This is a genomic window from Nitrospirillum guanabarense (genome assembly GCF_034653355.1).
Lineage (GTDB): Bacteria > Pseudomonadota > Alphaproteobacteria > Azospirillales > Azospirillaceae > Nitrospirillum.
On record NZ_JAYEER010000001.1, the window covers coordinates 1 to 24,678 of the forward strand.

The 24,678-nt window shown below is 66.9% G+C and carries 18 protein-coding genes; 8 read left to right on the forward strand and 10 right to left on the reverse strand.

Annotated features, from left to right (window positions below; genetic code table 11):
- Both UAA55_RS00005 and UAA55_RS00010 read right to left on the reverse strand, forming a co-directional pair.
- Positions 1–4,505 (reverse strand): beta strand repeat-containing protein (locus UAA55_RS00005; protein ID WP_322950618.1); only part of this gene is annotated, 4,505 nt, incomplete at its 3' end.
- A gap of 607 nt (positions 4,506–5,112) precedes the next feature.
- Positions 5,113–6,018, reverse strand: coding sequence for a LysR family transcriptional regulator (locus tag UAA55_RS00010; protein ID WP_322950619.1), 906 nt, complete (start codon positions 6,016–6,018; stop codon positions 5,113–5,115).
- Positions 6,019–6,117: 99 nt separating this feature from the next.
- Between UAA55_RS00010 and UAA55_RS00015 the strand changes: the two genes are divergently transcribed.
- Positions 6,118–7,617: a CoA-acylating methylmalonate-semialdehyde dehydrogenase gene (locus UAA55_RS00015; RefSeq protein ID WP_322950620.1), complete on the forward strand. Its 1,500-nt coding sequence runs from the start codon at positions 6,118–6,120 to the stop codon at positions 7,615–7,617.
- 21 nt (positions 7,618–7,638) lie between these two features.
- On the opposite strand, the gene UAA55_RS00020 is transcribed toward UAA55_RS00015, so the two are convergent.
- Positions 7,639–8,178, reverse strand: a complete 540-nt coding sequence (locus UAA55_RS00020) for a GNAT family N-acetyltransferase (RefSeq protein ID WP_322950621.1) — start codon at positions 8,176–8,178, stop codon at positions 7,639–7,641.
- 64 nt (positions 8,179–8,242) lie between these two features.
- Here UAA55_RS00020 and UAA55_RS00025 point away from each other — a divergent pair, with 64 nt between their 5' ends.
- The gene (locus UAA55_RS00025) at positions 8,243–8,818 is read left to right on the forward strand and encodes a helix-turn-helix domain-containing protein (protein WP_322950622.1); all 576 of its coding nucleotides are present in this window, start codon (positions 8,243–8,245) and stop codon (positions 8,816–8,818) included.
- Here UAA55_RS00025 and UAA55_RS00030 read toward each other — a convergent pair.
- Positions 8,809–9,660 carry an oxidoreductase gene (locus UAA55_RS00030; protein ID WP_322950623.1) on the reverse strand — a complete coding sequence of 284 codons (852 nt, stop codon included), beginning with the start codon at positions 9,658–9,660 and terminating at the stop codon, positions 8,809–8,811. The two genes, UAA55_RS00025 and UAA55_RS00030, sit on opposite strands and share 10 nt — an antisense overlap.
- A 105-nt stretch (positions 9,661–9,765) precedes the next feature.
- Here UAA55_RS00030 and UAA55_RS00035 point away from each other — a divergent pair, with 105 nt between their 5' ends.
- Positions 9,766–10,680, forward strand: a complete 915-nt coding sequence (locus UAA55_RS00035; protein ID WP_322950624.1) for a LysR family transcriptional regulator — start codon at positions 9,766–9,768, stop codon at positions 10,678–10,680.
- A 101-nt stretch (positions 10,681–10,781) separates the two neighbouring features.
- Positions 10,782–11,366, forward strand: a complete 585-nt coding sequence (locus UAA55_RS00040; RefSeq protein ID WP_322950625.1) for a DUF4865 family protein — start codon at positions 10,782–10,784, stop codon at positions 11,364–11,366.
- Here the strand turns inward: UAA55_RS00040 and UAA55_RS00045 are convergent.
- Entirely contained in the window at positions 11,349–12,512 is a 1,164-nt protein-coding gene (locus UAA55_RS00045) for a winged helix-turn-helix domain-containing protein (protein WP_322950626.1), read from the reverse strand. The genes UAA55_RS00040 and UAA55_RS00045 overlap by 18 nt on opposite strands.
- Before the next feature lie 145 nt (positions 12,513–12,657).
- On the opposite strand from UAA55_RS00045, the gene UAA55_RS00050 reads away from it, so the two are divergent.
- Complete coding sequence (locus tag UAA55_RS00050; protein WP_322950627.1) at positions 12,658–13,056, forward strand: DUF1636 domain-containing protein; 399 nt, start codon at positions 12,658–12,660, stop codon at positions 13,054–13,056.
- Positions 13,057–13,060: 4 nt separating this feature from the next.
- Here UAA55_RS00050 and UAA55_RS00055 read toward each other — a convergent pair whose 3' ends face one another.
- From UAA55_RS00055 to UAA55_RS00075, 5 genes are all read right to left on the reverse strand, one after another.
- Positions 13,061–14,299 carry an SGNH/GDSL hydrolase family protein gene (locus UAA55_RS00055; RefSeq protein ID WP_322950628.1) on the reverse strand — a complete coding sequence of 413 codons (1,239 nt, stop codon included), beginning with the start codon at positions 14,297–14,299 and terminating at the stop codon, positions 13,061–13,063.
- Between the two features lie 26 nt (positions 14,300–14,325).
- Positions 14,326–15,282 (reverse strand): polysaccharide deacetylase family protein, encoded by a 957-nt coding sequence (locus UAA55_RS00060; RefSeq protein WP_322950629.1) that lies wholly within the window; start codon positions 15,280–15,282, stop codon positions 14,326–14,328.
- A gap of 24 nt (positions 15,283–15,306) precedes the next feature.
- Positions 15,307–18,192: a glycosyl hydrolase 115 family protein gene (locus tag UAA55_RS00065; protein WP_322950630.1), complete on the reverse strand. Its 2,886-nt coding sequence runs from the start codon at positions 18,190–18,192 to the stop codon at positions 15,307–15,309.
- 5 nt (positions 18,193–18,197) lie between these two features.
- Positions 18,198–20,588, reverse strand: a complete 2,391-nt coding sequence (locus UAA55_RS00070) for a glycoside hydrolase family 3 N-terminal domain-containing protein (RefSeq protein WP_322950631.1) — start codon at positions 20,586–20,588, stop codon at positions 18,198–18,200.
- A gap of 138 nt (positions 20,589–20,726) precedes the next feature.
- Positions 20,727–21,446: a GntR family transcriptional regulator gene (locus tag UAA55_RS00075; RefSeq protein ID WP_322950632.1), complete on the reverse strand. Its 720-nt coding sequence runs from the start codon at positions 21,444–21,446 to the stop codon at positions 20,727–20,729.
- A 467-nt stretch (positions 21,447–21,913) separates the two neighbouring features.
- On the opposite strand from UAA55_RS00075, the gene manD reads away from it, so the two are divergent.
- From manD to UAA55_RS00090, 3 genes are all read left to right on the forward strand, one after another.
- Positions 21,914–23,119 (forward strand): D-mannonate dehydratase ManD, encoded by a 1,206-nt coding sequence (gene manD, locus UAA55_RS00080; RefSeq protein WP_322950633.1) that lies wholly within the window; start codon positions 21,914–21,916, stop codon positions 23,117–23,119.
- Between the two features lie 99 nt (positions 23,120–23,218).
- Positions 23,219–24,379, forward strand: coding sequence for an MFS transporter (locus UAA55_RS00085; protein WP_322950634.1), 1,161 nt, complete (start codon positions 23,219–23,221; stop codon positions 24,377–24,379).
- Positions 24,379–24,537 (forward strand): hypothetical protein, encoded by a 159-nt coding sequence (locus UAA55_RS00090; protein WP_322950635.1) that lies wholly within the window; start codon positions 24,379–24,381, stop codon positions 24,535–24,537. Before UAA55_RS00085 ends, UAA55_RS00090 begins: the two co-directional genes overlap by 1 nt.
- The last annotated feature ends 141 nt before the right edge of the window (positions 24,538–24,678 follow it).

The following is a 24,678-nucleotide window of genomic DNA, read 5'->3' on the forward strand; positions in this document are numbered from 1 at the left end:
CTGGACCCGGCGCCGCCCGCCACCAGCGTGACGCCCTGGCCCGCGATGTAGTTGGCGGTCGCCGACAGGGTGGTGGCCACGGTGCCGCCGGTCATGACCGCCGCCCCGCTGACCACCAGCTCGCCGCTGGCACCCAGCACCAGGGTCCCCGTGGACTGGCTGTAGTTGCCCGTCACCGCGATGACGGTGTTGAGCGACACCGAGGCGCCGCCGTTGACCAGGGTGTTGCCGCCGACATTGACCGCGTCACCCAGGACGATGGCGCCCGAGGCCAGGGTCACGTTGGCCAGGGTGCTGGTGATGGTGCCGCCGCTGTAGGTGCCGGCCACCGTGCCGCCCGACAGGACCAGCCCGTTGGTCGACAGGTTGATGATGTTGCCGCTGATGGTGCCGGTGTTGACCACCTGGCCCAGCGTGCCGCCCGACGCCACCTCAACCGCGATGGAGCCGGCGATCGTGCCGCTGTTGACCAGGGTGCCCAGGCTACCGGTCGAGGCCACGTAGACCGCGCCCGTGTTGGCGCCGCTGTAGCTCAGCGCGCCGCTGTTGACGATGGAACCCAGCGAGCCGCCGACATAGTCGTTGCCGACCACCGCCAGCAGGTCGTTGCCCGACACGCTGCCGGTCAGGCCCAGGCCGGTGATGCCGCCGCCCGCCACCACCGTGGTGTTGTAGGACGAGCCCGCGCCGCCCTGCACCAGGGTGACGTTGCTGCCCCCCGCCAGGTAGTTGCCCGTGGCGTTGAAGCCGCTGGAGGTCACCGTGCCCGTGGTGATGGAGGCCGCACCGGTCACCGACAGCAGCGCGCCGCTGCCCAGCACCAGGGTGCCGGTGGCGCCCTGCGCGTAATTGCCCGTGACGATGACGGTGTTGGACAGGCGCAGCGAGGCGCCGCTGTTGACCACCGTGCGGCCGGTGGCGGTGATGTCGTCGTTCAGCAGCAGATTGCCGCTGCCGAACACCAGGTTGGCGCCGGTGCTGGTGATCCGGCCCTTGTCGGCGCCGCCGACGCTGCCGCTGACCCCCGTCAGCACGCCCACCACCGTGCCCGTGCCGCCGCCGATGGTCAGGGCCGTGGACGCGCCGTTCAGGATGGAGCCCGCGATGGTGCCGCTGTTGGTGAAGGTGCCGATGGTGCCGCTGCCGCCCAGGCGCAGCGCGGTCGGGCCCTGGATCGTCCCGCTGTTGGAGAGGGTGCCGATGGTGCCTTCGTTGAACAGGGCGGAACGGGAGGCGGACGTGATGAGGCCGGCGTTGGCCAGCTGGGTGATGCCGCCGCCGGTGTAGTTGTCCAGGCCGTTGATCACGCCGCCCACGGTGTTGGACAGCGTGCCGATGACCCCCGCATTGAACACGCCCGCCAGGCGGGACAGGGTGACGTCGGTGATGCTGCCGGTGGCGGCGATGGTGCTGGCGTTGGACAGGACGCCGATGGTGCCGCCCGACAGGTTGGCGATGCCGGCCACCACGTTGAAGCCGGTGACGGTGTCGCGGCCGGTGACGGTGACCAGACCGCTGTTGGACAGGGTGCCGATGGTGCCGCCGTTGGCGACACCGGCGACGACGTTGCCGGTGCCGCTGACGATGCTGCCGCTGGCGCCGATGGTGCCGCCCGTGGCGTTGGTCAGGGTGTCCAGGGTGCCGTAGTTCAGCACGCCGTCCGCGATGCGGGCGGCCGTGGCCAGGATGCGGCCGCTGTTGGTCAGGGTGTTGAGCGTGCCGTAGTTGGCCACGCCCACCGCGGTGGTCGACCCGCTGGTGATGGAGCCGGTGACCAGCCCGGCGTTCAGGAGGGTGCCCAGCAGGTTGCTGTTGGCGATGCCATAGGCGCCGGCGATGGTGCCGGCCGCCCGGTTGTTCACCAGGGTGATGGTATTGCCGTTGTAGATGCCCGAGTTGGGCAGGCTGTCCAGGATCTGGCCGCTGTTGTCGATGGTGCCGATGACGCCGTTGTAGTTGGCGACACCCACGCGGCCGGCGATGGTGCCGCTGTTGACCAGCGTGCCGATGGAGGCGGCCAGCGTGCCGGCCGACGCCATGAAGATGCCGTTGCCGAGGTTGGCCTCGCCGTTCAGCACGCCGGTGTTGGTCAGGGTGCCGATGGTGGCGGTGCCCGCCACGTAGAGCGCGGCGCTGGCCTGGCTGTTGGTCCCCAGCACGATGGTGCCGGCCTGCGTGAACGCCGCCGTGCTGGTGCCGAAGTAGTCGTTCTCGACCACGGCCTGCAGGTTGTTGCCCACCTGGGTGCCGGTGACCCCCAGGCCGCCCACGTTGGACTGCACCACCGGCACACTCTGGCTGCTGACCAGGCTGTAGGTGGAGGCCGCCCCCGCCTGCACCAGGGTGGTGGTCTCTCCCGCCACATGGTTGGTCAGGCTGTCGAAGCTGCCGACCTTAATGTAGCCGTCGGTGATGATGGCGGACCCAGTGACCACCAGGGGGGCGTTCGGGCCCAGGACCAGGGTGCCGTTGGCGTTGTTCTGCAGGTAGTTGCCCGTGACCGTCACCCCCGGCGCCACGCCCAGCGTGCCGCCGCTGTTGTACAGCAGCCCGCCGCCGACGTTGACCTGGTCCGCCAGGTAGATCTGGCCGCCCGAGACCACCACGTTGCCGCCCGTGCTGGTGATGGTGCCCAGCGTGCCGCCGGCGCCGGTGAAGGTGCCCCAGGCGCCGCCGCCGCCCCCTCGCAGGTTGAGGTCCGCCGAGCTGTTATTGGCGATGTTGCCCAGGATGGTGCCACTGTTCACCACGGTGCCGATGGTGCCGTAGCTGCCGATCCGGATGGCGGTGAGGCCGCTGATGGTGCCGGTGTTCGCCAGCGTGCCGATGGTGCCCTTCACCGTGGTGCCGCCCGAAGCGAAGCCGTCGACGAAGACGGCGGCGACCGTGGCCCCGGAAGCCGCGGTGTTCTGGATCAGGCCACTGTTGCTGAGGGTGCTCAGGGTGCCGGCGACCAGCGTGGTGGTGCCGCCAACATAGACGGCACCATAGCTGGTGGACTGGTTCTGGATGGTGCCGCTGTTGTTGACCTGGCTGACGGTGCCGCCGATGAAGATATCGACGCCAGTGCTGGTATGGGTCACCAGGCCGGCGTTGTTGATGGTGCCGACCACGCCGCCGGGTGCGTTGATGGCGGCCAGGGCGGCGGACGCGATGGTGCCCGTGGCACTGTTGGTGATGGTGCCGATGCTGGCGCCAATGGAGGCGTAGATGCCGCCGGCGCCGCCAGTCACACCACTGATCAGGCCGCTGTTGATCACTTGGCCCAGGGTGCCGCCGGTCGCCACCCGGACGCCGTAGAATCCGGAAACGGTTCCCGCCGCGGCATTGGTCAGGGTACCCAGGCTGCCGCCAACATAGACGGCAGAGATCGAGCCCGAAGGCGCCAAGGTACCGGTGTTGCCGATGGAGGCCAGGGTGCCGCCAACATAGTCGTTGCCAATGGACAGGATCAGGTTGTTGCCGCTGACGGCGCCGCTGGCGGAGACCAAGGTGGGCGCCAGCCCGGTCGTGCTCACGACGACGGAGCTGTAGTTCGAGCCTGTCCCGCCCGCGACCAGGGTGGTCACGCTGCCGGTGGCCAGGTAGTTGTTACTGGCCGACAGGCTGGTGAGAACGGTGCCAGCCACGGTGGCGGAGTTGGACACCGCCAGCTTGCCATTGCCCTGCAGCACAAGGGTGCCGGCCGACTGATTGTAGTTGCCAGTGACGCTCACCAGGGTGTTGAGCGTCACGGCGGCGCCCAGGTTGCTCAGCGTGTGGCCGGTGATGGTGACACGATCATTCAGCAGGATGTTGCCGGTCGACAGCACCAAGTTGCTGAGGTTGTTGATGATGGTGCCGAGGTTACCGACGGTGTAACCGGTCAGGGTGCCGACGACGCTACCGCTGCCGCCCGCGATGGTCAGGTTGTTGGAGGTCCGGTTCCAGATGTTGCCGGCGAGGGTGCCGCTGTTGGCGATCAGGCCGATGGAGCCCGGGCCACCGTCGATCGTGTGGATGAACAGGACGTTTTCCGCGCCCCGGATCAGCCCGGTGTTGGTCAGCGTGCCGATCTTGCCGCCGTTGTAGATCGCGGCCGCCGTATTATTCGTGGTGTTGGAAGACGAAAGCGTTCCAGTATTGATGAAATTGGTGATGGTGGAGGTGTTGTTATTGGACACCGCCAGCACACCGGCCAAAATGGTGGCGTTGTTGATCAGCGTGCCCATGACGCTCTGGTTGTTGATACCAGAGTAACCGGCATTGATGGTGCCGCTGTTGATCAGCGTGCCGACGGGAGCCGAGATCGATAGCACCGTGGAGCCTGAGCGCACGATGCCGCTGGCGATGGAAACAAGGGTTGAAGTGATGGAGACCTTGATCTGGGTGCTGCCGCTGGTCGAGACGATCGTATCGGCCTGGACGGCCTGCGGTGTCGCCAAGGCCACACCCACCATCACCAGCGACGAGCCCGCCAGCAACGTCTTCCGCAGGTCCGCACCGCTGCGCCGCGCCTTGATCATCGTACAGTCCCCCAACCTAGCCCATTGACGCGTGAGCCGAACACGCCACGAGGCGCTGGCGCGCCTGGGCGGAGAATTAGCATTCACGCGATGATTTGACATCTATCGACAGTAATATGACGGGGAATAGTTGAGGCCACGTCAACGTCACATATTATCACAATCGATATTCCGCATTTTCGCCACAACTGTTGGCCACCCATCCTTTGGGGGTACCTTTAGTGTCTTCAATTAGTTCGTGAGCAATATTATTTTTGTTTTGTCACCATGAATCTATTGTATATGTTAATCGAAATTCATTCTCGCATTCTCGAAAACCTAAATTATTTATAATTAGGTTCGCTTAACCCCGAATGGGACGCCCTATCCGTTGCCGCCGCGATCAGCAACAAGATCTCTTGAGTTTCAGCGCCAATAATTTGCACGCATGAATACATTCGTATTTCGCCGGCATGGATAAGGTGAATATCGCCGAGATACTTTTATTCGCGGTGGATTTAAAATGGCGGGACGCGCCGCGATGGGCTTGCCCCGCACCATCCGAAAAAGCGGGTGGGGGCCCCTCATCCCCACAGGCCTGTACATAAGGAATAGTCCAAACCTCGGCCTAAGCTTCCGGCATAAATGTGGCGCGCGCCGCCCTCACCGCCTCGACGATGAACTCGGACGTGATGCGCACCCGCGCCAGCGCGCGCAGGTCGGAATGGACAATCAGCCAGAAAGAGCGGGTCAAGGACACCGACTCGGGCAAGACCCGGCGCAGGCGCGGCTCCTGCCCCGCCATGAAGCACGGCAGGACGCACAACCCCTGCCCCGCCAGGGTCATCTGGTACTGGGCCAGCAGGTTGGAACTGGTGATGCTGGGCACCAGGTCCTTTTCAATCAGGGGGACGTAGTCCAGTTCCGGCGCGTAGATAAGTTCCCCCACATAGCCGATCAGCCGGTGATCGCGCAGGTCGGCCCGACGCTGGGGCGGTCCCCGCTGATCGAGGTAGTCCTGAGCCGCGTACAGGCCCAGCTGATAGTCGGTCAGCTTGCGGGCGTGCAGGCGCCCCTCGCGCGGCGGCGCGAGGCCGATGGCGATGTCGGCCTCGCGCTTGGTCAGGCTGAACAGCCGGGGAGTGGTCACCAGTTCCACCACCAGGTCGGGGTGGGCCGCCCCAAGGTCACCAAGGCGCGGCGCCAGGAAGACGGTGCCGAAGCCATCGGGCGCGCCGATGCGCACGCTGCCCGCCACCTTGAGGCTGGAACCCGCCACCTCCCCCAGAATGCCCAGCGCCACGGATTCCATGGCCTGGGCGGAAGCCAGCAGCTTCTCCCCCTGGGGTGTCAGGGCGTATCCCTGGACGCTGCGGGTAAACAGCTGGGTCTGCAGGGTGCGTTCCAGGTCGGCGATGCGGCGGCTGAGGGTGGAATGATCCACGCCCAGGCGCCGGGCCGCCGCCGTCAGCTTGCCCGCCCGCACCACCGCCAGGAAGGACTGTAGGGCGTCCCAGTCAAATGAGCTTTCCATATGGGAATTTCCGCACAGCCGAGGGCGAAATCAGCCCCTATACGTGCAGGAATATGAATGCTTAACTGGCGCAAAACAACCACAGCAGGAGGAACGCGCATGACCCGGGAACTGACCCATTTCGTCAACGGCCGTCCTGTGCCGGGCACGTCCGGCCGTTTCGGCGACGTCTACGACCCCAACACTGGCGAGGTGCAGGCCAAGGTGCCTCTGGCCTCGAAAAGCGAGGTGGAGGCCGCCATCGCCGCCGCCGAGGCGGCTCAGCCGGCCTGGGCAGCCACCAACCCGCAGCGCCGCGCCCGCGTGCTGATGAAATTCGTGGATTTGGTGAACCGTGACATGAACAGCCTGGCGCGGCTGCTGTCTTCCGAACACGGCAAGACCATCGCCGACGCCAAGGGCGACATCCAGCGCGGGCTGGAGGTGGCGGAATTCGCCATCGGCATCCCCCACCTGCTGAAAGGGGAATACACCGACAGCGCCGGCCCCGGGATCGATGTCTACTCCATGCGCCAGCCCCTGGGCGTGGTCGCCGGCATCACCCCATTCAACTTTCCAGCCATGATCCCGCTGTGGAAGGCCGCCCCGGCCATCGCCTGCGGCAACGCCTTCGTGCTGAAGCCGTCGGAGCGCGACCCGTCGGTGCCCCTGCGGCTGGCGGAACTGTTCCTGGAGGCAGGCCTGCCCGAGGGCGTCTTCAACGTGGTGAACGGCGACAAGGAAGCGGTGGACACGCTGCTGACCGACCCGCGCATACAGGCCGTGGGCTTCGTCGGCAGCAGCGCCATCGCCAACTACATCTACGCCACGGCGGCGGAACACGGGAAACGGGCCCAGTGCTTCGGCGGCGCCAAGAACCACATGATCATCATGCCCGATGCCGACCTGGACCAGGCGGTGGACGCGCTGATCGGCGCCGGCTACGGCTCGGCGGGTGAGCGCTGCATGGCCATCTCCGTGGCCGTGCCGGTGGGCCGGGCCACGGCCGACGCCCTGGTGGAACGGCTGGTGCCGCGCGTGGAATCCCTGCGCGTCGGCCTGTCCACCGATGAGGGCGCCGACTATGGCCCCCTGGTGACGCGCGAGGCGCTGGAACGGGTGCGCGGCTACATCGACACCGGCGTCAAGGAAGGGGCCAAGCTGCTGGTCGACGGGCGCGGCTTCAAGATGCAGGGGCACGAGAACGGCTATTTCATCGGCGGCAGCCTGTTCGACCACGTCACGACGGACATGAGGATTTACCAGGACGAGATTTTCGGCCCGGTGCTGTCCGTGGCGCGGGCCGACAGCTATGAGCAGGCCTTGCGCCTGCCCAATGAGCACGTCTACGGCAACGGTGTCGCCATCTTCACCCGCGACGGCGACACCGCCCGCGACTTCACCAACCGGGTGAACGTGGGCATGGTGGGCGTGAACGTGCCCATCCCCGTGCCTCTGGCCTATCACACCTTCGGCGGCTGGAAGCGCTCGGGCTTCGGCGACCTGAACCAGCACGGTCCGGACAGTGTCCGCTTCTACACCAAGACCAAGACGGTCACCTCGCGCTGGCCTTCCGGCACCAAGGAGGGCGCCAGCTTCGTGATCCCGACGATGAGCTGATACGGCAGGGTCGGGGCCGACTTATTCCAGCCGGCCCCGACCCACCGCCAGTTCCATGAAGGTCAGATCCAGCCAGCGGCCGAACTTGGTGCCGGCTTCCGAGAAGACTCCGGCGGTACGGAAGCCGACCTTGGCATGCAGGGCGATGGAGATGGCGTTCTCGCTGGCGATGGCCGCGATCATGCGGTGGACGCCGCGCTCATGGGCGCAATCCACCAGGGCGCGCAGCAGCGCCTCCCCTATCCCCCGCCCCTGGGCACCGGGCGCCACGTAGACGGAATTCTCCACCGAATGGCGGAAACCGTCGAAAGGGCGCCAATCGCCGTAGGCGGCATAGCCCACCACCTGATCCCCCGCCACGGCCACCAGCACGGGGAAGCCCCGAGCCATGCGGGCCTCGAACCACTGGCGGCGGTTCTCAAGATCCACCTGCACGTCGTTCCAGATGGCCGTCGTGTGCACCACCGCGTGGTTGTAGATGACGCGGATGCCTTCCAGATCGTCCAGGGTGGCGGGACGGATGGTGACGGATGAGCCCTGGGCCATGGCGAGATCGTTCACTATAGTTTCATCGCGTCCACTATGTGATACAGTGGCGGTATCGGCAAGTGGGGTTTTGAGGACGATGACTGGAAATGGGGATGAATTGGATGCGCGGCTGGGGGCCCGCATCCGGATGGAGCGTGAGGCGCGCGACTGGTCCCTGACCGACCTGTCGGAGCGGGCCGGCGTGTCGCGCGCCATGATCAACAAGATCGAGCGGGCGGAGAGCAGCCCCACGGCCTCCCTCCTCGGCCGGCTGTCGGGCGCGTTCGGCCTCACCCTGTCGGCCCTGCTGGCCCGGGCGGAGGATGACGGGCGCCGGCGACTGCTGCGCGCCGGGGAGCAGCGCAGCTGGCGTGATCCCGCCACCGGCTATGTCCGCCGCCTGGTGGCGCCGCCGCCGGGGTCCGACATGCCCCTGGAACTGGTGCACATCGACCTGCCCGCCGGCGCCCGCGTGCCCTTCCCCGCCTCGGCTTACGCCTTCACCCGCCACATCATCCACGTGCTGTCCAACGAGCTGACCTTCACCGAAGGCGACATCGTCCACCAGTTGGCGGCGGGCGACAGCCTGGAACTGGGCCCACCGGCCGACTGCGTGTTCGAGAACCGGAGCGACCGGCCCTGCACCTATCTGGTGCTGATCCTTCAGCCTTGAAACGGCTCGGCGAAGTCCGTCGACCGCGTCAGGTCCTCCCACGCCGCGATCTCGGCCTGTAGCGCCGCCAGCTTGTCGCGCACCAGGCCCAGCGCGTCGGTGCCGAGCACCAGGTGCACCGGCGGCGCATCCGCCTCGACCAAAGTCAGCAGCGCTTGGGCGGCCTTGGCGGGATCGCCGGCCTGACGACCGCTCTTCTCCTCCCGCGCCCGGCGCAGGGGGTCGAACAGCCGGTCGTAGTCCGCGATGGCGCGGGCCGAACGGACCATGGAGCGGCCGGCCCAATCGGTGCGGAAGGAACCCGGCGCCACAGCCGTCACCCGGATGCCCAGGTCCCGCACCTCCTTGGCCAGCACCTCGCTGACGCCCTCCAGCGCGAACTTGCTGCCGCAGTAATAGGCCAGGCCCGGCATGGTGATGAAGCCGCCCATGGAGGTGATGTTGACGATGTGTCCCGCCCGCCGCCGACGCATGAACGGCAGCACCGCCTGGATCAGGGCCACGGCACCGAAGACATTGACCTCGAACTGCCGGCGCATTTCCGCCAACGGAGATTCCTCCAGGATACCCTCGTGGCCATAGCCGGCGTTGTTGACCAGAACGGCGATGGGGCCAACATCCCGCTCCACCCCCGCCACGGCCGGCGCGATGGCGTCGGTATCGGTGATGTCCAGAGCGATGGCGTGGGCGCGGGTATCGTGCAGGGCGGTGAAGGCCTGGGCGTCCGCCGCGCGCCGAACGGTGCCCACGACAGTATTGCCGGCCGCCAGCGCCGCTTCCGCGAAGGCGCGGCCGAAGCCGCTGCTGACGCCGGTGATCAGGAAAATCTTGGATTGGGCCATGGGGTCACCCCAGCGCTGGTTTGAGAATGCGCGGGAGTGGGCCACAGCCGCCGGATCTGCGGTATGCTACATAAACTCGATGCGCCTGTTAGCTGGAGAGATAGAATGCGCGGCAGTGAATTCGCCGACCTGCGGGCCTTCGCCATGATCGCCGAACATGGGAACTTCTCCCGCGCCGCGGCCCAATTGCGGGTCACCCCATCGGCCCTCAGCCAGACCATCCGCGGGTTGGAGGAACGGCTGGGCGTCGCCCTGTTCAACCGCACCACCCGCAGCACCGCCCTGACGGAAGCCGGCGCGCGGCTGCTGGCGGGGTTCAAGCCGGCCCTGGAACAGATGGAGGCGGCGGTGGCGGACGTCGGCAATCTGCGCGGCACGGCCACCGGCACGGTGCGCCTGCATTTGCCCCGGCTGGCGGCCGCCACGCTGGTGGAACCGGTGCTGGGCCGCTTCCACGAGACATATCCCGACATCGTCCTGGAACTGGCCATCGACGACGCGGTGGTGGACATCGTGGAAGCCGGGTTCGACGTGGGCATCACCCTGGGCGAATTGCTGGCCAAGGACATGGTGGCGGCGAAGCTGGGACCCGACCTGCATCAGGTGGCCGTGGCCTCGCCTGACTATATCGCCCGCCACGGCCAGCCCAGCACACCCGCCGACCTGCACAGCCATCGCTGCATTAATTGGCGCAAGCCCGGCAGCGGCAAGCTGTACAATTGGGAATTCCAGGCCGACGGCCGCTGGTTCGCCGTGGCGGTGGAGGGACCGCTGGTGGTGTCCCATCGCGACACGGCCTTGGCAGCCGCCGCGCAAGGGGTGGGAATCGCCTTCGCCTATTGGTCGGACCGGTGGATGAAACCGCTGATCGACCGGGGCGCCCTGGTGCCGCTGTTGCAGGAGTACTCACCCCCCTTCCCCGGTTGGTACTTGTACTATCCCAAGCAGCGCCACACCCCACCGGCGGTGCGGGCGCTGGTGGATTTCCTGCGTCGCACGGCGCAAGAGCCGACGGCTTGATCATTTCAAACAGCAATTACTGAAATAGAAATTCATGTGATTATGTGATCATAAAGGCACCGCTATCCTCCCGGTCATCGCCACCACGGGAGTGACAGCCGATGCTGATCGCGCACTACAGCCACCGCCTGACGGCCGACTACGACCTGGATATCCTGCGCAAGCGGGCCGAGACCAACGCCGCCCGCTGGGCCGCCATGCCCGAGCTGTACTTCAAGGGCTTCCTGCTGCGGGAGGCGGGCCGATACGGGGCCATCGCCAACGCCTATTCCGCCCTGTACCTGTGGCGGCAGGACGCGGCCTTCCGCGATTTCCTGGTGCACAACCGCTACAAGGCTGTCACCGACACCTTCGGCCGGGCGGATATCGATGTGCGCGTGGCGCTGGACGCGCGCAAGGGTCGCGCCCGCGACGCCCGCTACGCCGTGGTGGACAATGCCCCCATCTCAGTGGACACCGCCCTGGGCGGGCTGTGGGCCGATGAAATCGCGCTGAACCGTGAGGTGGCGGAGGGGGACGACATCGTGGCGGCTGCGGTGGGCGTTGACACCCGCACCTGGACCCTGACCCGGGTTCGCCTGGCTACGGAGGCGCCCCCGAACCCGCCGGCCACCACCGTGACCTATCAGGTCCTGCAACTGGCCCGGCCCCTACTGGAAACGCTGCCCTCAAGCCGGCAGGAGTGAGGGCGCCAGCTGGAAGCGCTGGAACCGGCCCAGCGCTTCCTCGATGGCGGCCTTGAGATCCGGCCGTTCCGGCACCATCCAGGTCCAGCGTTGCACCAGCAGGCGGCCGGCCTGGCGGTCGGTCTTCAGGTCCAGGGCCGCCACGATCTCATCCCCCACCAGCACCGGCAGGGCGAAATAGCCCAGCACCCGCTTGGCCGCCGGCACATAGGCCTCGAACCGATGGACATAGCCGAAGATGGCCTCCAGCCGCTTGCGTTGGATGACCAGGGGGTCGAAGGGCGACAGGATGTGCACCAAGCCGGCCGGGACGGGCGGCAGCGCGCTTTCCAGCACCGCGGCCTCGGCCCAGTGGGGCACCTTCTCCGCGCCGGTGATGGTCACCTGAATCAGGCGGCGGGCGCGTACCGCCTTCTCGATCAGGGGCAAGACCTGGGCCTTCAGGCCCAGGTTGCCGTAGCAGATGGACTCCAGGCTGACGACGCCTTGGCTGCGCAGCGCGCGGTTCAACAGATAGTCGGCCACCTGCCCTGGTGTCGCCGGGCGAGGCCGCCGCTCCCAGCCGAAGTGGCGGTCGGTCAGCTCATAGGCCTTCAGCATGCCGTCGCGGCGGGAGATGGTGAGATCCCCGTTGTAGAAGCCGAAGTTCAGCAGGCGCTTGGACGGCTTGCGGCTGGCCCACAGGTGCTCTTTCTCCACCAGCACCTCATCGTCGATGTCGCGGATGCTGAGTGCCCCTTCCTCCCCGATGCGGCGCAGCAGGGCGTTGTAATCGCGCCGGTTTATGGCGGCGTAGTTGGGCGGCGGGTTGTCGCGCATCTGGCGCATGTCCGGCGCGAAATAGCGATAGTCCGCCGTGGGGATATAGGCCAGGGCGTGCGCCCAGTATTCGAAGACCGACTTGTCCACCGACTGCGCCGTCGCCAGGTCCGCCCGGACATAGTCGGGGATGCGCGTCTGCAGGATGTGGTGGTGGCTGCGCTCGATGACGTTGATGGTGTCGATCTGGACATACCCCAGATGCTGTGTCGCCCGCGCCACCGCCTCCGGTCCTGCGCCGAAGGGGGCCGGTTCCAACAGACGCTGGGCCGCCAGCCACAGGTGGCGGGCACGGGACGCGGAAATCTCGACAGGCGTGCTGGGCATCAGGCCGAATCCTCGGGGGCGTGGAAGCCGTCTTATAACCACCGGCGGCCGCCGCGCCTGTGATGAATGTACGGCGTATCCCCTTGACGCCCGCCGCCTGGCCGGGCCCATAGTCGCCCGCGTTCAAGCCTTGAGGAAGTCCCCGGTGAGCGAAGCGTCCCCGACCGTCCCCATCCCTGCCCACACCCTGCACATCTGCGTCACCTGCCGGCCCAAGGGCGCCCCGCCGGAAGCCGTGCGCGACGGCCGCCTGCTGTACGAGGCCGTGGCCGCCCTGCACGCCGACTGGCCGGGCCGCGACCAGGTGGCCCTGAACGGGGTGGAATGCATGAGCGGCTGCGACCGCGCCTGCACCGTGGCCCTGTCCGGCCGGGGCAAGCCCAGCTACCTGTTCTGCGACAAGGCGCCGACGCCCGAGACCGCCGCCGCCGCCCTGGACCTGGCGGCACAGTATGCCGCCAGCGACACCGGCGTGCTCATGCGCGGCGACCGCCCCGGCCCCTTCCGCTCCGGCATCCTGGCCAAGATTCCGCCGGGGTTGTAAGGGGTCACCTCGCGAACAGCGCCAGATCCGTGCCCTCCGCCATCAGGCGATAGCCGGTGTCGCCCGGATGCAGATGGTCGCCGCCATCGGCCTCCGGCAACAGATGGCCGGGATTCTTGGGATCCTGCAACGTGCGGTCTAGGTCGATGACGGCATCGAAGGCGCCGCTGCCGCGCATCCAGGCGTTCACCTTCTGGCGGTTGGGCTCCATGGCCGGGTCGCAATAGCCGATGCCCTGGCAGGGCAGGATAGTGGCGCCATAGACCAGCAGGCCGCGCGCATGGGCGCGGGCGATGATCTGGCGGTAGGCGTCGATGATGGCCTCCGGCGTCGCCCCCACCTCCTTGCGTTCCGCCGCCTTCAGGGCCGTCGCCAGGTCGTTGATGCCCTCCAGCACAATGACCCAGCGCACCGCCGTCTGGTCCAGCACGTCACGGTCCAGCCGATCCAGCGCGCGCGGGCCGATGCCGTCCAGCAGCAGGCGGTTGCCGCCGATGCCGGCATTCAGCACGCCCACCGGGCTTTTGCCCTGCAGCAGGCGTCGGGCCAGGGCGTCCGTCCAGCGGCCGTTGCCGTCGGTGGTGCTGTCACGTCCGTCGGTGATGCTGTCGCCCAGCACGACCACGGCATTGGCCGTGGCCGGCGCCTCCACATCCACGCCGGTGAGGATGTACCAGTGCGTGACTGTCGCGGCGTTGGGCAGATCGGCAGCGTCCAGCGCGTCACCGGTGGCGATGTAGCTGGTGGCGCGGGCCCCTGGATGCCCGGTGACCGTGGCCGGCACATCCTTCAGGCGCAGGCTGACGGCCAGGTCCACCATGTCGGGCACGGCCATGTCCACCGGGTCGGACCAGACCATGCCGCCGGCCGGAATGGTGACGGACGCCTGGCCGTTGAAGGTCAGGGCGTGGTCGCTGCCGGCGCGAATGGCGGCGCTGGGCGTTTTTCCCTCCTTCGCCGACAGGGCGACATGGGCGCCGGGAATGGTCAGCGGCGTCGTGCCGAAGGCGTTGGACAGGCGGAAGCGCACGCGGGCACCGCCTAAGGTCAGATGCACCACCTGGCGCAGGGTGGCGTCGGTGAAGCCCGGCGCGGGCGGCGTGGAATCGGCGCCGCCCGCCTGGGCGGATGCCATCCAGCTGCCCACCCACCGGGTGGTGAGCTGGTCAACATTCTGGGGGGCGGCATGAACCGTGGTGGAGGCCAGCAGGGCACCAGCCAGGAGTAGGGAACGGAGGCGCATGAGGCGTTTCCTGAATCTAGGGGGGGTCAGCGGCACAGACCGTCCAGCCAGGTGGATGGGTCGGCGCTGTGCGCCGGCTGCGGCAGGTTGCGGGCCGTCATTTCCCGGTCCAGCAGGCTGCCCGTGCCATTGGATGGCGTGTCGGGGTTCGTGGCGTAGATGGGGTCCGCCTCCGCCTTGGCCAGCGGCACGAAGGCCACGCCTTTGACCTTCATCAGCGACAGCAGTTCCGGCAGCATCACCGTCTCGAACCCGCCGATATGCAGCAGCATGACGTGGGGCACGTCGCGGCCGTACAAGGCCTGGGCCTGCTGCCACCCGATGGTCAGCGATTCCGCCGCCCGGTCCAGGTAGCTCTTGCGCAGCCGCGCCACCGCCGCCTGGTCGCCCTTGGCCATGCAGCGGGCATAGGGCGCGTTGTAGATGTAGTCGTTGAAGCTGAGCGTCACCTCGGCCACGCGATAGCCGTGGTCCTTCAGGAAGGCCGCCACCTCCCGCCGCTTTTCCGGTGTCTCGCCGATGTGCAGATAGGGGAAGCGCAGCCAGTGCCAGTCGGTGTTCTTTCCAGTTCCTGGCCCCATGTATTGCGTGAGCGCCGCCTCATCCGCTGTGACGGCGGCGGTGAAGGCGGCCACGTCGTGACCATGCAGGTCGTCATGGGCATAGACGTGGTTGCCCAGCGGATAGCCGGCCTGGCGCCACAGGGCCAGCACCTGGGCGGCATCGTCGCCCTCGTCCGCCAGGCCCTTGGCGTTGACGAAGCCGTAGACCTCCGCCACGCCGGCGCCCTTGAAGGCCCCCAGCACGCGGTGCGCCACCTCAGCCCGGGTCAGGCCGGGTGGCAGGGGGCCGTGCACCGGCAGGTCGTCCATGGTCAGGGCCACTTGCATCTGGGCGGCCTGCGGGGGCGCCTGCTGCGCCAGCACAGGGGCCGCGGTCAGCATCAGGCCGGCGGCCAAGGCCAACAGTCGTTTCAGGCGCATGACGTTTCCTTCCCCACCCTTTTCTTATCGCGCAGCCAAGCGGGCACTTTCCGGCGGGCCCAGGTAGCTGGGCTTCACCCCGCCCAGATCCACCACCAGCTTGGTCAGCACCACCGCCGGATCCACCATCCAGATGTGAAGCGTGTGATAGCCGGCGCTGGCCACGGTGTGGTGGCTGGTGGGCTTGCGCGCGTTATCCTCAACCGACTTGGACCAGTCGGCGACCCCGTTCAATGCCAGGATGTCCACCACCTGCGGCGCCTCGTCATCGATGGCGACGGCATAGCGCAGGCCGCGCCCGGGCACGAAGTTCAGGGTGGGGCCGACGATGGCCTGCACTGTCAGCGGGCCCGCCGCCGGCAGGTACACGCGGTAGTCCAGACGCGGCCCCTGCCCGGCCGCGAAGCTGGCCGAGGTCACCGGGAAGGGCGCCAAGCCCGACAGGGTGCGGCCATAGTCCGGAATCTTCTGCCAAGCAGCCCCGCCGGCGTCGGCCTTGGCGGTATAGTGCTCCGCCTCCATCGACACATAACCGTCGGCGGCGATGAAGGCCGGCTGGCCATCCGCTGGAACGGGAGTGTTCACGGCCCGCAGATGCACGGTGACGCTGCCCCCGGCCCCCGTGATGGTGACGCTGCCGGGGCTGATCCCGGCCGGCGCCTTGGCCCAGTCCACCGCCACCTGCAGGCGGGTCTCCTGCGTCACCGTGCCCTTGGCCTGGCTGAGGATGATCCAGGGCGCGCTGGCCTTGGCGGTGTAGGCGAAGGGCTTCGATCCCCGGTTGAAGACATCGATGTAACGGCTTGGTTTATTGGCCACATCCAGGTCCGGCAGCACGGCGGCGTCCTTGACGGGCTTGCCGTCCAGGGCAGGCCAGGCCTGGGTCTTGCCCTCCACTGCCACGCCCATCCTGGCCTCCGCAGGCAGGGCCAGCTCCCGCGTCTCCGGCATGATGTCGACAAGCGGTTCCCGCCAAGAGGCGTAGCCGATGTGGGTCTGGTCCATCATGTGGTCCCACTTCCCGCCGTTCAGCGCGTGGTATTGCTTCGTCAGGTCGGCATCGGCCTGGAACAGGGCACGCGCCTTGGCGGCCTCCGTATTGGCGGACGCGCGGCCCTGGTCGGCATACAGGCGGTTGCGGCCGACGGCGACGTACAGCTCCGTCACCTGGGCCGCCGCCTTGGCCGGGTGCAGCACCAGCTGGAAGAAGGCATCGCGGGCGTCGGCCGGCAGGGCCTGATAGACGGCTTCCGCCTTCGCCACCAGGTCCCGGTAGTCGGCCACCACCCGCTCCGCCTCGCGGTAATCGGTCAGGCTGAAGGTGTTGGCGTCCAGCAGCTCCGGCTTGCGGCGGCTGATCAGCATGCCGTAGCGGGTCACCAGTGTCGCGATCTCGGCGGCGTGCTCCGGCCCGAATTCGCGCTCGGCCCAGGCGGCCATGAACTCCGGCAGTTTCTCCTTGGGCCAGCGCTTCGGGTCCCTGGCGTAATCCAGGAAGAACTCGATGGGCAATTCCATGGGCTTCAGGTCGCCCACATTCACGATCCACACCCGGTCCGCGCCATATTCCAAGGTCAGGTTCATCTGTTCCCAGACCTTGGGAATAGAGTTGGTGTTGATCCACTTGTAGTTCCGGGGATCACCGACATAATCGAAGTGGTAGTACATGCCGGCCCCGCCGGAGCGCTTGCGCTCCTCCGCCGTGGGCAGGCGGCGGACGTCGCCCCAGTTGTCGTCGCACCACAGCAGGGTCACGTCGTCGGGCACACGCATGCCTTTTTCGTAATACTCCTGCACTTCCTTATAGAGCGCCCAGATCTGCGGGATCTGGGTGACGTCGGGGTTGACCTCCTTGGCCAGGATTTGGCGCTGATCGGCCACGATCTTTTCCAGCAGCGCCGTGTTGGCCGCCGCCGCGTCGCCGGTCATGGGCATGTCACCATCGCCGCGCATGCCGATGGTGACGATGCTCTCGTAATCCTTGTTGCGGCGCACGCCGTCCGACCAGAACTGGCGCAGCACCTCGCCGTTCTGGGCATAGTCCCAGGGGCCGCTACCGTGCCGCTTCCATTCCTGCTGCGACCGCAGCATGGGTTCGTGATGGGAATTGCCCATGACCACGCCATACTCGTCGGCGATCTTGGGGTTCAGCGGATCATCCTCGTTGAAGGCGTTGCCCCACATGGCGGGCCACAGGTAGTTGCCCTTCAGCCGCAGGATCAGCTCGAAGACACGTTCGTAGAACTGGTGGTTCAGGCCGCCGAACTTCTCCCTGGCCCAGCCGGTCAGGGCCGGCGCCTCGTCATTCAGGAAGATGCCGCGATACTTGACCGGTGCCGGATCCTCGCCATAGGTGCCAGCCTTCACATAAAGGCTGTCGCGGTGCCGCACCGGCACATCCGCCCACCATGCCCAGGGCGACACGCCAATCTGTTCCGAGACGTCGTACAGGCCGTAGATGGTGCCGCGCTTGTCGCTGCCGGCGATGACCAGAGCGCTGGGGATGCCAGGCGCCGGGTTGGCCACCACCTGGATGCGGAATGCCTCCCACTTGCCTTTGAGGACGCTGGCGTCGATTTTGCCCTCCGCCGCCAGCTTGTCGATGGTCGGGCTGTGACCCAGGGTGCCTACCAGAATGGGCAGCGCGCCCAGATCCGTGTCCTGGCCGAGCGCGGGCGTGACGCCGGTGACCTTGCCGATGTCGGCCGCCAGATCCCGGGCGGCGCGCTGCACGCCGGCATAGTCCTGGGCGTCGACATGCAGGCGGGCGGCGACCCCGCCCTGCACGATGGCAAATCCGCCGGGCGTGGCCTGCGCCTCGACATACCTGGGCTGACCCAGGGCCCAGGCCTGGGGGGCCAGCGCGACCGTGGCGGTGGCCAGCAGAAGGGAACGGATGAAACGCTTCATGGTCCTCACTCCGTGACCGTCAGGACGGCGGTCTTGAGGTCGACGGAATTATCGCCGACCATGATGTCGAAGGCGCCGGGCTCCACCACCCGCTTCATGTCCTGGTTCCATAGGGCCAATGCCTTGCCGTCGACGGTGAAGGTCACCGTGCGGCTCTCGCCCGGTGCCAGCGTGATGCGCTGGAAGCCCTTCAGTTCCTTCACCGGCCGGGTGACGGAGGCGACCTGCTGGTGCAGGTACAGCTGCACCACCTCATCCCCCGCCCGCTTGCCGGTGTTCCTCACGTCCACCGACACGGTCATGGCGCCATCCTTGGCGATGGTGGGCGTGGACAGCCGGGGGGCGCCCACGTCGAAGGTCGTGTAGCTGAGGCCGTAGCCGAAGGGAAACAGTGGGTCGGTGGTGTCGAACAGATAGCCGCGCCGCGCGCTGGGCTTCTTGTTGTAGAACATGGGCAATTGCCCGACAGAGCGCGGGACGGTCACCGGCAGCTTGCCGCCCGGGTTCACATCGCCGAACAGCACGTCGGCCATGGCGGTGCCCCCCTCCTGCCCCAGGTACCAGCCCTCCACCAGGGCGTTGGACTTGGCGGCCACGTCCACCACCGACAGCGGTCGGCCATTCTGCAGCACCACGACCACGGGCTTGCCCAAGGCGAACAGGGCCTTGGCCAGGTCGTTCTGCTGGCCCACCAGATCCAGGCTGTCGCGGTCGCCCAAATGGTTGTTGGCCCAGCCCTCCCGGCTGGTCTGTTCATTGTCGCCGATGACCAACACGATGTGATCGGCGACCTTGGCCACGGCGACGGCCTGCTGGATCAGCCGGGCGTTTTCCGCTGGATCGGCCAGTTCGACGGTGTCGCCGTACCAGTCGTCATCCTTGGTGATGCGCACGCCCTCGGCATAGGTCACCTTCACGCGTGAGCCCACCTTGGCCTTGATGCCATCCAGGATGCTGATGGTCTGCTTGGGCTCTCCAGAGTAGCCACCCAGGTGGGCCTTGGCGGCGTTGGGGCCGATGACGGCCAGGGTCTTCACCTTGGCCATGTCCAGCGGCAGCACGCCGTCGTTCTTCAGCAGCACCACCGACTTCTGCGCCGCCTTCAGGGCCACGGCCCGCGCCTCGCCGTTCGCCGTCAGGGCCTCGGCCTTGTCCGCGTCGGCATAGGGGTGCTCGAACAGGCCGGCCTGGAACTTCAGTTCCAGGATGCGGCGGACAGCGCGGTCGATCACCTCTTCCTTGATCCTTCCGGCGCGCACGGCTTGGGCCAGGCTGGCATAGGACTCGCCGTCCGGCAGATCGGCGTCCACCCCGGCCTGGATGGCGCAGATGGCGGCCGACGGCAAATCCGGCACCACATGATGGATGCTGACCAGCTGGTCGATGGCGGAATAGTCGCTGATGATGGAACCCTTATAGCCCCATTCCCCGCGCAGGATGTCGTGGAGCAGCCACGTGTTCACATGGCTGGGCACGCCGTCGATCTCATTGTATGAGGCCATGACGGCGCGCACGTTGGTGCGGTGGATGACCTGCTCGAACGGCGGGAAGAACATCTCCCGCAAGGTACGCTCCCCGACGGAGGCGGGGCCGACGTTGGTGCCGCTTTCGGGCTGGCCGTGGCCGGTCAGATGCTTCAGCGTGGCGAAGACCTTGCCGTCGGCCAGGGGCAGGCTGTCGCCCTGCAGTCCCTGGACGGCGGCCACGCCCATCTCCCCCGCCAGGTAGGGATCCTCGCCGAAGGTTTCCTCGATGCGCCCCCAGCGCGGGTCGCGCGCCACATCCACCACGGGCGACAGCACGAGGCTGACGCCGCGCACGCGGATCTCACGTGCGACGACGCTGTCGACCTCACGGATCAGGTCCGGGTCCCAGCTGCTGGCCTGGGCGATGGCCTGGGGAAAACTGGTGGGGCCGATGGCGGGGTAACCGTGCAGGCCTTCCTCATGGAACAGCACGGGGATGCCCAACCGCGTCTTCTCCAGCGCCCAATGCTGGACGGCGTTCACCATGGCGACCGTACCCCTTGTGTCACGCCAGTGCTGCACCCGCAGGGAGCCGGAGCCCTTTTCGTCATTGGGACGCGTGAACTGGCCCAGGCCGTTGGGGTATACGCCGCTGGCCTTGGCCGGGTCGAAGTTCATGCCGGCGTCGAAGATGGCGGGCTTGTGGTCCCACACGGCAATCAACTGGGCCACCTTCTCATCCAGCGTCATGCGCGCCAGCAGGTCGTCAACCCGGGCGGCCACCGGCGCGCCCGCGTCCTTATAGATTGCAGGCTTGTCGGCCGCATGGGCCGCGGCACTGATGGCCACGGCGGCGACGCCGGCCAGGATCAGGCGGCGGCCGATCCGATGGCCGATCCGATGATGGATGAAGTCATGGCGTATACGCACGCTGGCTTCTCCCTATCGTTCTTTTTTCAAGGCATCCGGCCCCCGGACACCCCGCCCTGTCAGGGCCACCATGGTACCGTTACCATGGCCACAAAACCATAAGCCGGCCGGGGCCGGCCCTACCAAACAGCCAAATCGTTATAAGGGCGCGTCGTCGGCGAACAGGTCCGGGAACCGGGTGGCCAACTGGGGAAGAGAGGTCAGGATTTCCTGCAGGTGCTGGCGCATCGCCGCCTCCGCCCTGTCCGCGTCGCGGTCGGCGATGGCATCGACGATGGCCTGGTGCTGCGTGATCAGCAGGGAAAACGGCGTCGCCTCCGGCATGCTGAGATAGCGCACGCGGTCCATCTGGGCCTTGGTTTCCTCCACCACCCGCCAGGCGTATTCGCAGCCGACATGCAGCGCGATGTCACGGTGGAAGCGCTCGTCCAGGTCCAGGAAGCCTGCATGGTCGCGGTCCTCGGCGGCGTTGGCCTGGGCGCGCAGGTTGTCGCGCAGCAGGTCGATGTCGCGGCCCTTCATCTCCGCCACCGCGCGGCGCACCACCGCCAGTTCCACCGCCTCGCGCACGAAGCGGGCGTCGAACACCTGGCGCACGGAAATCTTGACGATGAAGGAGCCGCGCTGCGGCCGGATGGACAGCAGCCCCGCCTCGCTCAGCTTGATGAAGGCCTCACGCACCGGCTGGCGGCTGACGCCCAGCTGGTCGGCGATATCCTGTTCGGAGATGGCTTGGCCGGGGCGGAACTTCATGGCGACGATGGCGCCCCGCAGTTCCCGGAACACGCGGCGGGCCACAGGCTCCGCACTGTCCGCCTGGATACGGTTCAGGACGACACGGTCATTTTCCGCCAACACCAGACGCACCCCATTAGAGTTGCACGGGCCCGGGCCGAAATGGTCCCGGCATGGAGCACCCTCGCGGCACACCGCCCATCCCCGTTTCCACCCTGCGACATTCGGCCGGCGTCTTCCAGAGGGCTTCGCCCCAAGGAAACGCATTTTTCGAACGCCGTTGCTCTCACAATTCATACATACTACCATACTAGATGACAAACAAGGCCGCGATGTTGGTCGGGGAATGGGAGGGCGCGTTTCACGCGGCAGCGCCTGCCCCTCCCAATGACAGCGCACTGCCCTGTTGACCATACTGGTATGGTAGTATACATGAATGGTAACCGACGAACGGCATGAGCCGCTCGCGCAGGGAGAGAACACAGTCCCCAAGACCGCCTCGGGGGCCTTATCGAAAACCATCGCCGGACCCGCCGCCCGCCTCATGGCCGGCCCCGAGCCCACCTGGACCCGCCTTCGGAGCTGAAAGTATGAAGATCACGGACGCCTACGTCATCGTCACCTGCCCGGCGCGGAACTTCGTCACCCTGAAGATCCGCACGGATGAAGGCGTCTATGGCATCGGCGACGCCACCCTGAACGGGCGTGAGCTGGCGGTCGCGTCCTACCTGACCGACCATGTCATCCCCTGCCTGATCGGCCGTGATCCCCACGATATCGAGGACATCTGGCAGTATCTGTACAAGGGCGCCTATTGGCGCCGCGGTCCCGTCACCATGTCGGCCATCGCCGCGGTGGACACCGCCCTATGGGACATCAAGGCCAAGGTGGCCGGCCTGCCGCTGTACCAATTGCTGGGTGGCAAGAGCCGCAACGGCGTCATGGTCTACGCCCATGCCAACGGCCAAACCGTCGACGACGCCATGGACCAAGTGCAGCACTATGTCGACCAAGGCTACAAGGCCATCCGCGTCCAGGCGGGCGTGCCCGGCCTGAAGGGTGTGTACGGCGTGGCCAAAGGCATCAATTACGAGCCGGCGACGCGCGGCCTGCCGGCGGAATTGGCCTGGTCCACGGAGGCCTACCTGGATTTCGCCCCCAGCCTGTTCGCCGCCGCCCGCGACCGTTTCGGCTGGGACCTGCATCTGCTGCACGACGTGCACCACCGCCTGACCCCCATTGAGGCGGCGCGCCTGGGCAAGGCGCTGGAACCCTACCGCCTGTTCTGGATGGAAGACCCCACCCCGGCGGAAAACCAGGAATCCTTCCGCCTGATCCGCCAGCACACCACGACGCCCCTGGCGGTGGGTGAGGTGTTCAATACCATCTGGGACTGTAAGGACCTGATCCAGAACCAGTTGATCGACTACATCCGCACCACGGTGGTCCACGCGGGCGGCATCACCCACCTGCGCCGCATCGCCAACCTGGCGGAGCTGTACCAGATCCGTACCGGCAGCCATGGCGCCACGGACCTGTCGCCGGTGTGCATGGGCGCCGCCCTGCACTTTGACCTGTGGGTGCCCAACTTCGGCATCCAGGAACGCATGGTGCATGAGGACGTGACCGAGAGCGTCTTCCCCCACGCCTACAGCTTCGACCAAGGCTACATGCACCCGGGCGAGGCACCGGGCCACGGCGTCGACATCGATGAGGCGGAGGCCGCCAAGTACCCCTACCAGCCCGCCTACCTGCCGGTGGCCCGTTTGACGGACGGCACGCTCTGGAACTGGTGAGTTGGTTTGGGACCGGGCGCGGCCCTGAACGCGCCCTTGCATAAGAACAGCGCCGCGCGGGCGTCAAAGCCGCCGGTGACGAATGGGAGAGAGACGTTCATGGCGTGGCCCGCGGAAGCCACAGGTGCACCGACCCCACCGCCGGCCAAGCCAGGTCGGCGGCGCTGGATCGTCGTCGCCTTGCTGTTCGCCGCGACCGTCATCAACTACGTCGACCGCCAGATGCTAGGCCTGCTGAAGCCACTGCTGTCGCAGGAGTTCCAGTGGTCCGACACCGACTACGCCGACATCATCTTCTGGTTCCAGGCCTCGTACGCCGTGGCGTATCTGGTGTTCGGCCGGGTCATCGATCGGGTGGGCGCCCGCTGGGGCTATGCCCTGACCTTCGTCATCTGGAACCTGGCCCACATCGCCCATGGCCTGGCCAGCGGCCTGGTGCAGTTCACCCTGGCCCGCGTGGCCCTGGGTGCCGGTGAGGCCGGCAACTTCCCCGCCGGCCTCAAGAGCGTGGCGGAATGGTTTCCCCGACGGGAGCGCGCGCTGGCCGTGGGCATCTTCAACGCCGGTTCCAACGTCGGCGCGATCGTCACCCCTTTGGTGGTGCCCGCCATCGTCGCCGTCGCCGATTGGCGCACCGCTTTTGTGGTAACCGGTGTCATCAGCTTTGCCTGGCTGGGCGCCTGGCTGGTCCTCTACCGCCGGCCGGAAGAGGACCGGCATCTGACTGGGGCGGAGCTGGCCCACATCCGCTCCGACGCCATCTCCCCCACCATTGCCGTTCAGGGCCCGCGCCTGCGCTGGGTACTGCGCCAGCGGCAGACCTGGGCCTATGTGTTGGCCAAGTTCCTGACCGATCCCATCTGGTGGGTGTTCCTGTTCTGGCTGCCAGACTTCCTGGGTCGCCGCTTCGGGCTGGACCTGTCCGGCTTCGGCCCGCCCCTGGTGGCGATCTACCTGATGTCCGACATCGGCAGCGTGGCCGGCGGCTGGCTGTCGTCACGCCTGATGCGCCGGGGTCTTGGCGCCAACCGGTCGCGCAAGGTCGCCATGCTGGCGTGTGCCGCCTGCGTCATTCCGGTGCTGGCGGCCCCCTGGGTCAGCGGGCTGGTGGCGGCGGTCCTGATCATCGGCCTGGCGACTGCTGGCCATCAGGGTTTTTCCGCCAACCTGATGACCCTGCCCTCCGACCTGTTCCCCCCTCCGCCGTCGCCACCGTGGTGGGCCTGGGCGGTACGGCGGGGGCTGTGGGCGGCATGGTGATGTCCAAGTTCACGGGATGGATTTTGCAGACCACAGGCGGCTATGGCCCCATCTTCCTGACGGCGGCCCTGGCCTATCCCCTGGCGCTGCTGGCCCTCCAGACATTGAGCCCCCAGCTGCGGCCCGCCGTACCGGAGAGTGGAGGTGCCGCATTCTAAAGGCGTACAGAAATCTCCTTAAGTATTTTTCGTTAATGCGATCGCCTTATTTTTGAAGGCGACGTCGTATTCGTTTGTTTTTTAAAATAAAATGTCCAAATAATGTCAATATTGTTCAAAAAATATATTGACAATATTGCC